This window comes from Collinsella sp. AM36-4AA, from assembly GCF_003467795.1.
Classification (GTDB): Bacteria; Actinomycetota; Coriobacteriia; order Coriobacteriales; family Coriobacteriaceae; genus Collinsella.
Map to the genome: position 1 here is coordinate 1 of NZ_QSHS01000012.1, position 15,168 is coordinate 15,168.

13 protein-coding genes are annotated in these 15,168 nt (G+C 58.6%); 6 read left to right on the forward strand and 7 right to left on the reverse strand.

From position 1 onward, the window contains the following. Positions 1 to 61: 61 nt before the first annotated feature. A complete protein-coding gene (locus tag DW850_RS05100) occupies positions 62 to 1,018 on the reverse strand; it encodes a tRNA-dihydrouridine synthase (protein WP_117583392.1) in 957 nt (318 codons plus the stop codon). A gap of 539 nt (positions 1,019 to 1,557) precedes the next feature. On the opposite strand from DW850_RS05100, the gene DW850_RS10495 reads away from it, so the two are divergent. The 3 genes from DW850_RS10495 to DW850_RS05115 all read left to right on the forward strand — a co-directional run bounded on the left by DW850_RS10495 (position 1,558) and on the right by DW850_RS05115 (position 3,281). Beyond that, complete coding sequence (locus DW850_RS10495) at positions 1,558 to 1,683, forward strand: hypothetical protein (RefSeq protein WP_255415234.1); 126 nt, start codon at positions 1,558 to 1,560, stop codon at positions 1,681 to 1,683. Positions 1,684 to 1,685: 2 nt separating this feature from the next. Beyond that, entirely contained in the window at positions 1,686 to 2,084 is a 399-nt protein-coding gene (locus tag DW850_RS05110; RefSeq protein WP_233540623.1) for a DUF3592 domain-containing protein, read from the forward strand. Positions 2,085 to 2,147: 63 nt separating this feature from the next. Then, positions 2,148 to 3,281: a hypothetical protein gene (locus DW850_RS05115; protein WP_117786434.1), complete on the forward strand. Its 1,134-nt coding sequence runs from the start codon at positions 2,148 to 2,150 to the stop codon at positions 3,279 to 3,281. Between the two features lie 37 nt (positions 3,282 to 3,318). On the opposite strand, the gene DW850_RS05120 is transcribed toward DW850_RS05115, so the two are convergent. The 5 genes from DW850_RS05120 to DW850_RS05140 form a co-directional block, all read right to left on the reverse strand. Continuing rightward, positions 3,319 to 6,573, reverse strand: a complete 3,255-nt coding sequence (locus tag DW850_RS05120; protein ID WP_117716805.1) for an ABC transporter ATP-binding protein/permease — start codon at positions 6,571 to 6,573, stop codon at positions 3,319 to 3,321. A gap of 221 nt (positions 6,574 to 6,794) precedes the next feature. Beyond that, positions 6,795 to 8,486, reverse strand: a complete 1,692-nt coding sequence (locus DW850_RS05125; RefSeq protein WP_117583290.1) for an FAD-dependent oxidoreductase — start codon at positions 8,484 to 8,486, stop codon at positions 6,795 to 6,797. Between the two features lie 226 nt (positions 8,487 to 8,712). Then, complete coding sequence (locus tag DW850_RS05130) at positions 8,713 to 9,675, reverse strand: redoxin domain-containing protein (protein WP_117583291.1); 963 nt, start codon at positions 9,673 to 9,675, stop codon at positions 8,713 to 8,715. A gap of 35 nt (positions 9,676 to 9,710) precedes the next feature. Beyond that, the gene (locus DW850_RS05135; protein WP_055252400.1) at positions 9,711 to 10,622 is read right to left on the reverse strand and encodes a 4Fe-4S binding protein; all 912 of its coding nucleotides are present in this window, start codon (positions 10,620 to 10,622) and stop codon (positions 9,711 to 9,713) included. Continuing rightward, a complete protein-coding gene (locus DW850_RS05140; RefSeq protein ID WP_197032826.1) occupies positions 10,615 to 10,761 on the reverse strand; it encodes a CD1871A family CXXC motif-containing protein in 147 nt (48 codons plus the stop codon). The genes DW850_RS05135 and DW850_RS05140 overlap by 8 nt, the downstream gene beginning before the upstream one ends. A gap of 89 nt (positions 10,762 to 10,850) precedes the next feature. Here DW850_RS05140 and DW850_RS05145 point away from each other — a divergent pair, with 89 nt between their 5' ends. Both DW850_RS05145 and DW850_RS05150 read left to right on the forward strand, forming a co-directional pair. Beyond that, positions 10,851 to 11,525 (forward strand): response regulator transcription factor, encoded by a 675-nt coding sequence (locus DW850_RS05145; protein WP_055252402.1) that lies wholly within the window; start codon positions 10,851 to 10,853, stop codon positions 11,523 to 11,525. After that, positions 11,522 to 12,670: a HAMP domain-containing sensor histidine kinase gene (locus tag DW850_RS05150; RefSeq protein ID WP_055252403.1), complete on the forward strand. Its 1,149-nt coding sequence runs from the start codon at positions 11,522 to 11,524 to the stop codon at positions 12,668 to 12,670. Before DW850_RS05145 ends, DW850_RS05150 begins: the two co-directional genes overlap by 4 nt. 116 nt (positions 12,671 to 12,786) lie before the next feature. Here the strand turns inward: DW850_RS05150 and guaA are convergent, their stop codons facing one another. Beyond that, positions 12,787 to 13,767: a glutamine-hydrolyzing GMP synthase gene (gene guaA / locus DW850_RS05155; protein ID WP_082435590.1), complete on the reverse strand. Its 981-nt coding sequence runs from the start codon at positions 13,765 to 13,767 to the stop codon at positions 12,787 to 12,789. Positions 13,768 to 14,064: 297 nt separating this feature from the next. On the opposite strand from guaA, the gene DW850_RS10270 reads away from it, so the two are divergent. Beyond that, complete coding sequence (locus DW850_RS10270; protein ID WP_055252404.1) at positions 14,065 to 15,069, forward strand: helix-turn-helix transcriptional regulator; 1,005 nt, start codon at positions 14,065 to 14,067, stop codon at positions 15,067 to 15,069. The last annotated feature ends 99 nt before the right edge of the window (positions 15,070 to 15,168 follow it).

The window sequence follows — 15,168 nt, forward strand, 5'->3', positions numbered from 1 at the left end:
GACAATTTCGACTGTAATGGACGTTCTTGAACGACTAGTCGTTAAAGAACGTCCCCAACGACTAGTAGCCACAAAAGCGGGCAACAGGCGCGAGCGGCTGCTCGCGAAAGACGCGCTCGACGGCGGCGCGGTATTCGTCGACCTTTTTGGTCTTGCGCACGAGCTTGTGCACGGTAGCGGGATCGGCGAAGGCACATTTGGCGTAGAACCACCATTCCTTCATGCGAAAGACCGCGTTGCCCCCAATCTCGTCCGCATAGGCCGCAAACAGCGTGTCGTGGAAGCGCTGCAACTCGGCAGCCGTGGCGGCAGAGCCGCCCTTAACCATGCGAGCCAGCGCGGGATTCGCGAGCAAGCCGCGCCCCAACATTACGTGGCGTGTTCCGGGATAGGCCCCCACCAGCGCATCCATGTCCTCAAGATCAAAGATGTCGCCGTTATAGGCCACGGGAAACGGCGCCCGCTCCAACGTCTCGCCGTAAAACTCTTTACGCGGCGAGCCCGTATAACGGTCCTTTTGCACGCGCGGATGCACGATCAGCTCTGCCAGCGGCATGCGGCAATAGAGGTCGAGCACGCGTTCGTACTCGTCATCGCTTTCCAACCCCAGCCTGGTCTTGACCGACACCGGCAAGGGTGAGCGTTCGCACACGTCGCTCAAGAACACCTCGAGCTCATCCAGGTTGCGCAGAAAGCCCGAACCCTTGCCTTTGGCAACAACCGTACCCGAGGGGCAGCCAAGGTTGAGATTGACCTCGCGGTACCCCATCTCGGCGAGCACCTGCGCCGCCCACACAAACTCGTCCGCATTCTTGGACATCAGCTGAGGTACTACGTTAAGCCCCTGGTTATTGGCAGGATCGACCTCTTTAAACGCCTTGCCACCAAAGCGGTTGCCCACCCGCGGCGGCGGCAAAAACGGCGTGTAATAACAATCGAGCGCGCCAAAGCACTCCGCATGCACGCGACGGAACACATGCCCGGTAATCCCCTCCATAGGGGCCAGCGATAAATTCATCAACATCCACTCTCAAATCAATGTGACAAAGGGACAGTCCCTTTGTCACATCCCATTCAAGCGGTTCAGGAACTCTTCGCAGGCGCGAGAACGCAGGCGATATTTTTTCCACACCAGATACGATGCAATGGTGAAGGGGCAAAAGGGCAGTCCCTTTGCCCCAAGTGCCGGCTACCGGACGCAAGCTAGTTGCCGTTCGCGAACGCCGCCCATATTTCGAGGTCTAATGCTTTTCCCGAGAAGTGAACGGCTGTATTTGGACCCCCGAAGCATTGACATTTTTAGGCGTCAAAACCGCAGGATTTGACTGGCAAAATCGCAGGAAATTGCACGCCAAAAGTGTCGATGCTTCGGGAGTCCGTTTTCACTCGTTCACTTCTCGGGAAAAGTATTAGACCTCGATTCCGCAGTCCCCGATGTGACAAAGGAACAGTCCATTTGTCACATTCAGAATTGACCCCCCCCCCGCAATAGCTCATCGATGGCGGGATTCTCTATACTGGGTCACATATGACGGTATCGCGCCAAAGGAGAACGCCGTGACCACGTCGCAGATATCCCTGCTCGCGCTCATCTTGGTTGGGGGCATCGGCATCCTGCTTATCGGAGTGAGCGCGCTCATGAAGGCCGCCGCCCGCAAAAAGCCAAGGCCTGTACCGCCGTGACCATGGGGACGGTCATCGACCATCGCTTTATGGGTGAAGGCAGAATGAATCCCGTTTTGGAATACACCGTCGACGGCACGCAATACCGCGCGAAAAAACAATTCCGTGGCATAAAGACCAAAAGCTTGTCGGGACTCCCCATCCGCACGCAAGCCACCGCCTACGAAGACGCCAAGGGCTGGCTGCACGTGCAGACAGGCCCCATCGCCCGCCTAGGCACCCTCGCGGAGCAGCTTTGGCCCCTCGGTAGCCAAATGACCGTGTACTACAACCCCAGCAACCCAGACAAAAGCTATGTCGAACGCCCCATCGTGGGCAACTTTGCCACACTGATGTTTAACATCGCAGGCTTCTTGCTCATCGCGATGAGCATCTTGCTCTATGTTCTTATCCAGCGCTAGCTCAAACTGATGCGCCCCGCGCCCCATGCGCCGCAACGACCGTTACGACACCAAGGATCAGCCATGGCAACACTTTCCGAACAAGAACGTAAGCGCATCCAGCGATACTGCATCTGTCCCAAGGTTGCCGGCACGGCGCTTGCCATGGCATTCGTGCTGCCCTTATTGATTATTCCTTTCGAAATGATCGACGACATCGTCTTCCATCACGAAGGCTTCCAAGAGACGGGCATGATGACCGCCTTGGTGCTCACCGCCATCGAGCTCGTCATATTCTGCTACTGTGCCCTCGCGCCGCGTTTTGGCATGCGCGGCAAGCAGTGGAAGGAAATGCAGAACCGGCTCGCCATCGAGCAGAGCGAGAAAGACCGCTCGGCACAAATCGCAGGCGTTGTTGGCACGCAGGCCGCCGCACGCCTGCTCAAGAACAGCGACAACGAGACCGCACGCAACCTGGGCGGCGCGGCAGAAGTCGCCGCTGCCGTAGGCGCCGTCGCCACCGCGGCAGACGTGCTTGCCGAAAGCTTCGCCAACGCAAGGGCCATGGCAGAGGCCTGTGGCGTGCCTGTCCCCCGTGCAAAGAAGTGGGTCGTCGCGCTTGTGGCGCTGCCCCTCGCGATCGTGTGCGGCGCCTATATCCCGCAGCTGGCGCAGGGAAACATCGAGATGCAGGAGAACGCCGCGGCCGCGGCCGAGCAGATCGCCATCGCACGCAAGGCATTAGAGCCCTCATGCGAGTACGTGTCCGCCGATGACCCCTACGAGCGATATCAAGATTACGGCTATCACGTCCGCAGCTATCTGCACGACGGCGACTCCGATGCCCAGAAGACCTATACGTACCTGGATTTTGACAACAAGGGAACGCTCACGGAAGTGAGCTACGCGGCAGAGATCGACCCCGACGCGAGCCTTGAGGACAACCTCGCCCGCATCGAGCTCGACTTGGACGAACTTTCCTCTGTCGTCCAAACCGTAGACGTCAAGACCGTGAGTCCCGAGCTCCTAGCACCGCAAAAGCTCCCCGAAGAGTTTAGGCAGGCTTTTTTGAACGGTTCGCTCTACGAGAGAATCTCCATCAGGACGAGTGACAACCCCATCAAAACGTACTATTCGTTTGACACGGATCCCGAGGATGAATTTGACGAGTACACCCATCCAAGCATCCGTATCACATTGATGGGCAAAACGAGCTAGCCACCCAATGTGACAAAGGGACTGTCCCTTTGTCACATTATTCGGAGCGTAGGGCTTCCACAGGGTCTTTCTTGGATGCGCTGCGAGCCGGCAGCAGGCCGGCAACGACCGTCAGCAGCACCGAAATTACAATGAGCATCAGCGCGTCTTGAACGGGCAGGCTCATCAGGTTGGGCACCTGCTTGGCCGCAAGCGCCCAGGCATTAACCGGAAAGCTCACGGCCACCACGACGACAATGGCAAAGACGCCGGCAATGAGGCCTTCGATAAAGGTCTCGGCATTAAATACGTTGGCCACGTTGCGCTTTGACGCGCCGATCGCGCGCAGGATGCCAATCTCCTTTTTGCGCTCCAGCACGCTGATGTAGGTGATGATGCCGATCATGATGGAGCTCACCACCAAACTGATACTCACGAATGCGATGAGCACCAAGCTGATAGTATTCACGATGTCGGTCACCGAGCCCATGATGATGCCCATGTAGTCGGTATACGAGATTGCCTGCTCATCGTGGCCAGCAGCTTTGACCTGCTTGTTGTACGCATCGATGTAATCGAGCACGCGCTCCTTGGCCTCAAAGTCGCGCGGGAAAATCTTGACCGAAATGGGGTCCGCCTCGTCCGCATAGCCCAACGTGGTCAGATTGTTGTCGTAGGTGAGCTTCGACGCCTTGGCATAGCTCATCATGAGCGAGCTCAGATCCTCGGCGTCCATGTTGAAGTGGATGGCACGAGCAAAGGCGCCCGCATCCACGCGCATGGCGCTCGCCAGGTTGGCAAAACTCGAAGACATCTGCGTCGCCATTTGGTCCATGAACCCTGCCGCACCCGCCTTGAGCTGGGTTGATACCGTCGTCGCAATCTGCTCGCTGACCGCCTTCATCACCTGATCCATAGACTGCTGCAAATACGGAGCCAGCTGCTTTTGCACATAGTCGCCCATCACCTGCTGCAGACGCTCGGCCAAGGCATCGCCGCCCAACGCCTTGAGCTGAGCCAGGCATTGCTGGGCTGCGGCATCATTCTCAAGATACGCCGAGAATGCGGCAGCAAGCTTTGACGCGTCCTTAAGATCTTCGGGCGACAGCGCCTTAAACTGATCAGACTGCAGAAAGCCCTCAAACAGCTGGTTGGCAAGCGTTCCTACCTGCTGCATCTGCTCGGGCGTGAGTTCCAGACCGTCAAAGATGCCCGAGAAATCTGGGGCCGGCGCTTTGGCCATGATGTCGCTGAAGTCGATGTCCTTCCCAACGCCCGAAAGGTCAAGGTCCAGCCCGGACAAGTCGATACCAGAAAGGTCTATACCGCCGGCCGCACCCGAGAGCGCCGACGTATCGAACGAGAACGCACTCTTGAGCGCCGCTTCGTCCACACCGAACATGCTGCCCAAATCCACGCCCTGTTTGGCCTCGCCTTGCAGTTCATCGAAAGACTTGCCCGTAAAGACATCCGTCTCGGGGTGGGCAAGCTGCTCCTGCACGATTTGCGAATCGGCAGCACGCTCCATAAGCTGGCGAGTCAGCGCATGCGTATAGGCAATGCCCGGGGACAATGCGCTCGCGTTTGCCGCCTCGTTGGGTCGCACCACGCCCACAATGCGCACGTCAATACCGTCGGCAACCTTGGCTTTCATAAAGTCGGCGTCGCCAGACATGTCAGTCCACATGCCGGTCTCTTCGTTTTTGCGATAGGCATCGGCCGGCGACAACACCTTAAACGTCGTGGACAGTGCATCGTCGTAGGTAAAGTCGCTGCCGGTCTTGGGCGTCTTGACCTTGCCGTCGGCCGTCATGGCACTGTTAACCAGGTCGTTGAGCTCATCGATATCCAGCGCGCCGATGCTGTAGAGCGTGTAGTCGCCCACCGTTCCGCGGCTCGAAAGCACCATCACGGCCTCGTTGGCGGACGTAGGCCAATGGCCGGCAACGACATCGTACTGGCTGTCGAGCAGGCTCTGGTCGTCAATCATCTCGTTAAAGACCGACGTTCCCATGGAATCCATGCTCACCGTTGCCGCCGAGCTCGCGCCTCCGCTCATGGCCTCGGTCATAGCGTTGGGAACAAGGCGAACGGGCTTCTCGTCGCCCTTACTCGAACGATAGACAACCGGCGTCACGCCGTAACCATACTGAATAGCGTTGACCTCTTTGTCGATACCGTTGCCGCCGTCGTCAAGCCATGCCTTAAAGCTCGTCATATCGTTAGATTTAACACTTGCGAACATGTCCTTTACGGCCGTGACCACAGGGATCTTATCGGTCCCCTGAGCCTTGCCGCCGGTAGCGCCATCGGACGAGTCCTCGCCCTTGGACGCCTCCTCATCCGTGCCCCCCTGTCCGCCCATCATAGACGACAGGTCGTAATCTTGTTTGGAAATCGTAAGCGGGTAGCTTGAGAGCGTGTCCTCCTCGACCTTTTTGATGTAGCCGTTTACGCCGTTGGAGAGCGCCAGAATCGCCGCGATGCCAATAATGCCAATCGAACCTGCAAAGGCAGTCATGGCCGTACGGCCCTTCTTGGTCATGAGGTTTCGGGCAGAAAGCCCCAGCGCCGTCATAAAGCTCATCGAGGTTTTGCGCGTGGGTTTTGCCTCGCGATGTGCGACCGTGGCCACATCAAAGGGGTCGGAATCGTCGGTGACCTTGCCGTCCGCCAGGCTGACGATGCGCGTGGCGTACTGGTACGCCAGCTCGGGATTGTGCGTGACCATGATGACCAGACGATCGCGCGCAACGTCCTTGAGCAAATCCATAACCTGCACGGACGTCGTTGAATCCAAGGCGCCGGTCGGCTCGTCAGCCAGCACAATCTCGGGGTCGTTGATCAAGGCGCGGGCAATGGCCACGCGCTGCATCTGCCCGCCCGAAAGCTGGTTCGGGCGTTTGTCAACGTGCTCGCCCAGACCAACCGTCTCGAGCGCCTTACGCGCACGCTGGCGGCGCTCGGCATGTCCCACGCCCGTGAGCGTAAGCGCCAGCTCCACGTTTTCCAAAATGCTCTGGTGCGGAATGAGGTTGTAGCTCTGAAACACAAAGCCAATGCGATTGTTTCTGTAGGCATCCCAATCGCGGTCGCTGAAATCCTTGGTCGAGATGCCATCGATCAGCAGGTCGCCGGAATCGAAATGGTCGAGTCCACCAATGACGTTGAGCATCGTAGTTTTACCCGAACCCGAGGGACCCAGGATGGCTACAAACTCGTTATCGCGAAAAGACAGGCTTACGCTGTCGAGCGCTACCTGCGTAAACGACTGCGTAACGTACCTTTTGCAAATAACTCTGAGATCCAGCATGGACGGCAACCTCTCTCGCGCGGGCGCGCTCGCCCGCTCCCCCGCCGTTCACGTTCGGCGCGTTTGTCCTACTCTATCCTCATTTTTGGCCGATACCAGTGAGGAATGTAACGAACCGCGCCAAAAAACGAACGGGACAGCACGCCGCATGGCGCACCATCCCGCATATAACATCCCCGATGCGACAAAGAGGCTGTCACTTTGTCACATTCCAATGCGCGCTACTTTTCGAGCCCGCACGGCATAACGTTAGCGCTGCCGCGGCGAGCCTCAGTCACGGCTGCAAAGAAGCGATAGCCGCCCGAGAAGTTAAAGCACTCAAAGCCATGCTGCGCCAAAATGCGGCAAGCAATGTAGCTGCGAATGCCGCTCTGGCAAATCACGTAGACCGGCTTGGCCCGGTCGAGCTCGCTCAGGCGATTGCGCAGATCATCGACGGGAATGTTTACGAAACCATCGATATGCCCGCGCTCATACTCCCCTTCCGTACGAACATCGAGCAGCTGCACGCTGCCATCGCGTGGCAAGTTGGGCTCATCCTCCCAATGCCACTGCGCCAGTATGCCGCGATTGAGGTTCTCGATCATAAAGCCCGCCATATTGACGGGATCCTTCGCCGATGAATACGGCGGCGCGTATGCTAGGTCCAAATCCTTAAGCCTATCGCCGCGCATGCCTGCCTGGATGGCAGTCGCCAGAACGTCGATACGCTTGTCCACACCATCGATGCCCACGATTTGCGCACCCAGCAGGCGCAATCCCTGCTTCTCGAAGACAACCTTCATGGTCATGGGCGTTGCACCCGGATAATAACCCGCATGCGAACCGGGCGACAGGACCACGCTGTCGCAGTCAATTCCCGCCGCGTGTGCCGCCTTTTCGGATAGTCCCGTGCTTGCCGCCGTCAAGTCGAATACCTTGATAACCGATGAGCCCAACGATCCGAGGTAGCAGCTGTCCATGCCGGCTATGACATCGGCGACGACACGCCCCTGCTTGTTGGCGGGGCCGGCGAGCGAAATGACCGCGTCCTCGCCGGTCACCTGATGCGTGACCTGCACGGCATCGCCCACGGCATACACGTCGGCAGCAGAGGTCTCCATGCGGTCGTTGACCACAATAGCCCCCTTGATGCCCAGTTCGAGCCCCGCCTCTTGCGCCAGATGGCTCTCAGGTGCCACGCCAATGGCAAGCAGCACCATATCGGCTCCGATAGGGTCATCGCCCGCAACATGGGTGACAACGCGGCCATCAACTTCCTCAAAACCTGTCACATCGGCCTTGAGGCGCAGATCGATACCGTGCTCACGCACCTCGGTATGCAAAAGGGTCGCCATGTCGTAATCCAGGTTGTTCATAAGCTGGACGGGACGCTGCAGAAGGGTCACCTGGAGCCCCAGCTCGCACAGATTCTCCGCCGTCTCGACGCCAATGAAGCCGCCGCCGATCACGACGGCACTGCTCGGTCGCCGCTCTCGAACATAGCTGTGAATACGCAGCGTGTCCTCAACGGTGCGTAGGCTAAAGATTTTATCCGAGTCGATGCCCGGCAACGCAGGGCGGATCGGCTTTGCACCCGGCGACAGGATGAGCTTGTCATACGTCTCGACAAATTCCTCGCCCGTCAGCATATTGCGAACCTCGACCGTATGCGAATCGGGATGGATGGCAAACACCTCGTGACTCGTCTTGACCGCAATGCGAAAGCGATCCCAAAAGCCCTTGGGAGACTGCAGCGTCAATGCGCTCTCTTCTTCTATCACGCCGCCAATGTAGTACGGAAGCCCACAATTGGCATACGATACAAAACCCGTGCGCTCAAAGATGACAATTTGGGCCTGCTCGTCGAGTCTGCGCAAACGTGCCGCCGCCGATGCGCCGCCCGCGACGCCTCCAACGATAACCACCTTCATAGCTAACGCACCACCTTTCCCGTGTAGCCGCTTATGCCGCCGATATTCTTGACACTGCCATACCCAGAACGCTTAAGAAAACTCACAGCTTGGTTGCTTCGCGCACCGCTCGGGCAATGCACGAAAAGCTGCGTGCCCTTTCGACGTATACCCATGATGCTACCCCGAAGCAGAAAAAAGAGTCGCTGTTTCCAGCGACTCCCCTTCAGTTGTCTGTCCCACGGACTTACTGTTCGCTCTTCGCGAGTGCCTGATCGATCAGTTTGTTGAGCGCCTCGCGCTGCTCAGCGGAGTTGATGCCGCCCATGATCGGCTCTCCCACAATGTTACCGTTCTGGTCGATCACGTAGGTGGTCGGGAACGAGTACAGGTTGGAGGTGAACTTTCCGGCCTCGCTGTCCGACTTAAACCAGATGTTCTTATACGTCACGCCCTTCTTGGAAAGCACGTCCTTGGCATCGGCCACCTCGTCTTTGTTGCCATCGAGCGTAAAGGAATTAACGCCCACGACCTGGCCGCCCTTCTCGGCAAGCTCCTTGTTGAGCTTCTCCAGATCGCCCAGCTCTCCCACGCACGGCTTGCAGGTGGTAAACCAGAAGTTCATGACGGTGACCTTGTTCTTGGAGAACAGCTCGTCGCTGTTTACATCGTTGCCGTCCAAGTCCTTGCCCTTAAAGCTGGGGAACTTCGTCTCCCCGCTCTCGCCGTTAGTCATGCCTGCGGTCGAGGCATCGACGCTCTCCCCCTCGCCGGGCGTGCTGCCGCATCCGGGGAACTCCTTCTCCAGCGCCATGAGCTTGTCCTCGATCTCCTTGACCTGCTGCGCGCCGGCCTTAAGCGTCTTAAGCTCGTCAGCCGCAAACTGATCCTTGGCGCCCTCGATGGTATCGAGCAAGAAGTCACCGTAGTTCTTGCCGTCCTCAATCATGGGAGTGTCTTTGTTGGCCGCAAGGAACACCTTTTCCCATAGGGCGTTATCGCTCGCAAAGATCTCGTTTTCCTTTTGCAGCAGCTGCTGGTACAGCTCGGCCGCCTCCTCGGCACTCGACGGCTTTTGCGCTATGAGCTCGGCAATCTGCGCATCGCCGCTCGTAGCACCCTTCGCGTCGCCCTTGGGGGCAGAGCACGCCGCGAGAGTCAGCGCCAGCACGGGCAGCATCAACAGAGCTGCAATTTTTGACAGTTTCATGGTTCCTCCGTTTATATCGAAACTTATATAGGTACCTATTTGTTTTCGCAGGCTTGCGTGGACTGCGCGGGTTTGTCGCCCGTCACACCCAGCCCATAGCGAAAGCTAATAGCATCGACGGGGCACGCGCCCACGCATTTGCCGCAACGAATGCACTCGGCATGGTCGGGCGTACGCGTAACGTCCACGTCCATTTGACACACCTTGGCGCACTTGCCGCACGAGACGCATTTGCACTGGTCAACCTGGATCCCCAGCAAAGACACCTTGTTCATGAGCGCATAAAATGCGCCGAGGGGGCAAATCCATTTGCAGAAGGGGCGATAGAACAGCACGCTCAGCACCGCAACCACAATGAGGATCGCGAGCTTCCAGGAAAAGAGCTTTCCCAGCGCGGAGCGGATTCCCACGTTCATGATGGACAGCGGAATCGCGCCCTCGAGCACACCTTGCGGGCAGATGTACTTGCAAAAGAACGGGTCGCCCATACCCACATCGTTAACCACCAAGACGGGCAGCAGCACCACGGCAAACAGCAGCACGGCATACTTGATGTACGTGAGCGGCTTGAGCTTTTTCGTGGAGAGCTTTTTGCTGGGAATCTTATGCAAAAGCTCTTGTAGCCATCCAAACGGGCACAAAAAGCCGCATACAAAACGTCCCAGCAGCACGCCGATCAGAATGAGCGTTCCGGTGACGTAATACGAGAAGCTAAACTTAGACGAGCCCACCACCGACTGAAACGACCCGATGGGGCACGCACCCGAGGCCGCTGGACACGAGTAGCAGTTGAGGCCCGGCACGCAGACGGCTTTGCCCGCTCCCTGGTAGATGCCGCCCTTGGCAAAGTTAGGCAGGTGAATATTGGTCGCAAGCGTCGCCGCCGCCTGAATCAATCCACGAAATCGCGCTAAAAGATGCGATGCAGTGTTTTTTCTTTTATCCAATTCCGATACACTCCAAGCACAGCCTGATTGCCTTGGCCAGCACGGCATCTGCCTCGCCGCGCATAATTCCAAAGCCAACCATGGCTACCCCAACGATCAGCAAAGCCACCTGCGCCACAGGCTTAATCGCTTTGAACAATCTGACCACTCCTTTCGTTTCGCGACCCATTGGACCATACCGACTATAAAATCCGTGTTAAGCGTGAATGATTATGCAAGGAGAACGTTATGCGCATCTTGGTCATCGAGGACGAGCGGGCGCTGTGCGATGCGATCGCACGCAGCCTGCGCAACTTGGCCTATAGCGTCGACTGCTGCTACGACGGGCAGCAGGCCCTCGATCTGCTCGATGTCGAGACCTTTGATCTTGTCGTGCTCGACCTCAATCTCCCCCATGTCGACGGCATGACCGTGCTCAGGCAACTCAGGACAGCTGATTGTGAGACCAAGGTGCTTGTGCTCTCGGCACGTGGCGAGGTCTCCGACAAGGTAGCGGGGCTCGATGCGGGCGCCAACGACTACCTCACCAAGCCGTTTCATCTTGACGAGCTTGCGGCAAGGATTCGCAGCCTTACCCTCAGACGCTTTACACAAAGCGACGTTGTTCTAACCTGTGGATCGCTGAGCTTTGACACCAAGGCGCGCCTCGCCACAGTGGGCGACGAGATCCTGTCCCTCACGCGCAAGGAGACCGGCATCTTGGAATACCTGATGCTTAACCAGGGGCGGCCGGTGAGCCAGGAGGAGCTCATCGACCACGTATGGGACAGCAGCGTCAACAGCTTTAGCAACGCGACCCGCGTGCACATCTCGTCGCTGCGCAAAAAGCTGCGCGGCGCGTTGGGGCACGACCCCATCCGCAACCGAATCGGCGAAGGCTACGTTATGGAGGATGGCAAATGAAGCGGTTGTCGCTGCAGTGGCGCATCACGTTGATGACGGCACTGCTGATATGTTCGACCTGCGTACTTATGAATTGCCTGGTTGGCTACTCCGGCATGCGCTACATGGACTCGATTGGTGCAGAAGCGTCGGCGCACAGCAAGGTGGAGGCGGCCTCGCCCAGCTCATTTGACCCGACAAACAAAGAGCTCGACGACGCGCTGACCATCGTCGTGAACGACGCCCAAGAATCGTTTGGCGCGACGAGCTGGTATATAACTGCGGCGGTGACGCTGCTCGGCGGCGTGCTGGCCTACTTTGTAAGCGGACATGCGCTGCGGCCGTTGCGCTTCTTTGCGACGCAAGTCGAGAGCGTGCGGCCCGACAACCTCGCCGACACAAAAATCAGCGAGGACGTGCCCTCTGAACTCAGGCGCTGCAGCGCGTCGTTTAACGACATGATTGCCCGCCTTGACGAGGGATTTTCCGCACAAAGACAGTTTACGGGCAATGCGGCGCACGAGCTGCGCACGCCACTTGCGCTCATGCAGGCCCAGGTCGAGCTGTTTTGCGCCGAGCACCCCGACGTCGACGCCGATACAGCGAGCCTGCTCGGGCTGCTGCAGGAGCAGACCGAGCGAATGACGCACATGACAAAGACCCTGCTCGAGATGAGCGAGCTGCGCAGTGTCCCTTGCAACGATGTGATTGACCTAGCGCCGATGATCGAAGAAGTGCTCACGGACCTGGCACCCCTTGCCGAGCAAAAAGACATCACGCTTACAAGTGAGGGCGACGCGCAAACGATCGGCAGCGACACGCTGATCTATCGGTTGCTGTTCAACTTGACCGAAAACGCCATACGCTATAGCGCGCCCAACTCGACCGTGCAAATCAACGCCTGCGCCGAAGGCGACCGCGTGCTGCTACGCGTGCGCGACCAGGGGCCGGGCATTCCCGAGCAATACCAGACGAGCATCTTTCAGCCCTTCTATCGCGTCGACAAATCGCGCAGCAGGGCATACGGCGGCGTGGGGCTGGGGCTTGCGCTGGTCTGGGAGATCGCCGCACTTCACGGCGGCTCCATCGAGGTCGAAAAGAGCTCGGAGCGCGGAACGACCATGCTCGTGACTCTTCCCACTCGCGCACTCGGCTCATTAAAATAACGAACGGGATGGCACGCCGCGTGGCGTACCATCCCGCACATAATATCGAGGATGTGACAAAGGGACTGTCCCTTTGTCACATCTGCTAGTTCTCGTCGCCTACCAGCTGAGTTAGCTTACTCCCACTCGACCGTGCCGACGGGCTTCGGCGTGAGGTCGTAGCACACTCGGCAGATGCCGGGAACCTCGGCGGTGACGCGAGCGGTAATACGCTTGAGCAGCGCCCAGTCGAGCTCGGGCACCTCGGCGGTCATGACGTCAACGGTGTTGATGCAGCGGATGATGCAGGGCCAGTCGTAGGCGCGCTTACCCTCGCGCACGCCGGTGGCGCGGAAGTCGGGCACGACGGCAAAATACTGCCAGATGGTCAGACCTGCCTTGTCGATCTCCTCGCGCACGATGGCGTCGGCTTCGCGCAGCGCCTCAAGACGGTCGCGGGTGATGGCGCCAAGGCAGCGGACGCCCAGGCCAGGACCGGGGAACGGCTGACGCTCAACCATGTTCTCGGGCAGGCCGAGCTCGCGGCCCACGACGCGCACCTCGTCCTTGTACAGCAGCTTGACGGGCTCGCAGAGCTCAAACTGCAGGTCATCGGGCAGGCCGCCCACGTTGTGGTGAGCCTTCACGCCATCCTGGGACTCCAGGATGTCGGGATAGATGGTGCCCTGGGCGAGGAAGCTAACCTCGTCGCCAACCTTGCGGGCCTCCTCCTCGAACACGCGAATGAACTCGGCGCCGATAATCTTACGCTTGGCCTCGGGCTCCTCGACGTCCACGAGCTTATCCAGGAAGCGATCAGTCGCGTCAACATAGACCAGGTTGGCGTCCATCTGGTTCTTGAAGACGTCGACGACCTGCTCGCTCTCGCCCTTGCGCATCAGGCCGTGGTTCACGTGCACGCAGATGAGTTGCTTGCCGATGGCCTTGATGAGCAAGGCCGCGACAACCGAGCTGTCAACGCCGCCCGAAAGGGCCAGCAGGACCTTCTTGTCGCCGATCTGCTCGCGGATTGCAGCGACCTGCTCTTCGATGAACGCCTGGGCAAGTTCGGGAGTGGTGATACGCACCATGTCGTCGGGACGCTTGTTGGGATCCATGCAGAGCTCCTTTTCGGTTCGATGGGAATGCGTTACACGTATGCAAACGCACCGTCACATGACCTCATTATATGCAGAACGAGATGCGTTTCCCATCGCTGCGACAGAGCTTTTTACAGGGGTGGTATTTTTTCCTAATGTCGAGGTCAGCTAGGCTTCGGTAGCCACCTTGGGAGCATCGCCAATAGACTCTTCCTTTATACGTTCGGCACAATCGTAGGCGATACCCACAAATTCAAGTCCCGAGCAACAGGAGTACAATTGCTGCTATTGTTGCCAGCTGTTGGGAGATGGAAGATGGACTGCGATGGCTACCCATGCGTTCCCATGCCGTTGATGTGCACTGCCTTTGTGCCGGGGCAGATGGACGCTGCGGTTGCAGGCATTTCCGACCCCGATTCGCGCGCCATTGCCACGGCAGAAGCGCTGTACTTTCGCGGACAGGCCACCCTTGCTGCCAAGACGGCGCGCCCCTATCTTGACGCCACCGATCCCGCACTGCGCTATTCCGCATGCTTTATCTGCGGATACGCCAGTCTGTCGCTCAACCGTATCGCCGACGCCCGCCGGTGCCTTGCGGGCATCCTCGATACGCCAACTGACGAGGAATCGCCCGCCGTCCACGCCACGCATATCCTGTTCGCCTCGGCCGCGAGCGTCCTGCTGCACTTGCCTTCCCCGTATTCTGCCGAAGAGTTTTATCCGCTTGCGGCGCATCTGCCCGAAGGCCTGCGCTTGTTCGCCAGCTACGTGATGGCGCATGCCCTGTACCTGCGCGGCGAATATGGCCGCAGTCTGGGCATGGCGGAAAACGCCCTAATTATGAAACAGGGAAGCTATCCCATCTCGGAACTGTTCCTGCACCTGGCAGCTTCCATGGCATACATGAGTCTCAAAGACGTCGACGCCGCAAAAGCGCATTTTGGCGCCGCTTGGGACATTGCGCGCCCCGACGGCCTCATCGAGCTCATCGGCGAGCACCACGGCCTTTTACAGGGGCTCATCGAGGCGTGCCTAAAAACGCAATACCCTGACGATTTCGCGCGCATCATCGAGATCACGTACCGCTTCAGCTACGGCTGGCGGCGCATCCACAACCCCGATTCGGGCGAGGACGTGGCCGACGATCTAACGACCACGGAATTCACCATGGCCATGCTCGCCTGTCGTGGGTGGACCAACGCCGAAATCGCACGCCATATGGGAGTATCGCCGGGCACCGTCAAAAACCGCCTATCCGGCGTATACGCAAAGCTTGGCATCGGCACACGCGCCGAGCTGGTCGCGCATATGTTGCGTTAGCGACCGGGCTGCCAAGCGCATCGAACGCGTTCCGGAACCCGGCGCTTCGCTCGATCAATTTGGACATTTTGGCCATCGAACGGCACTACCGCCACGAAG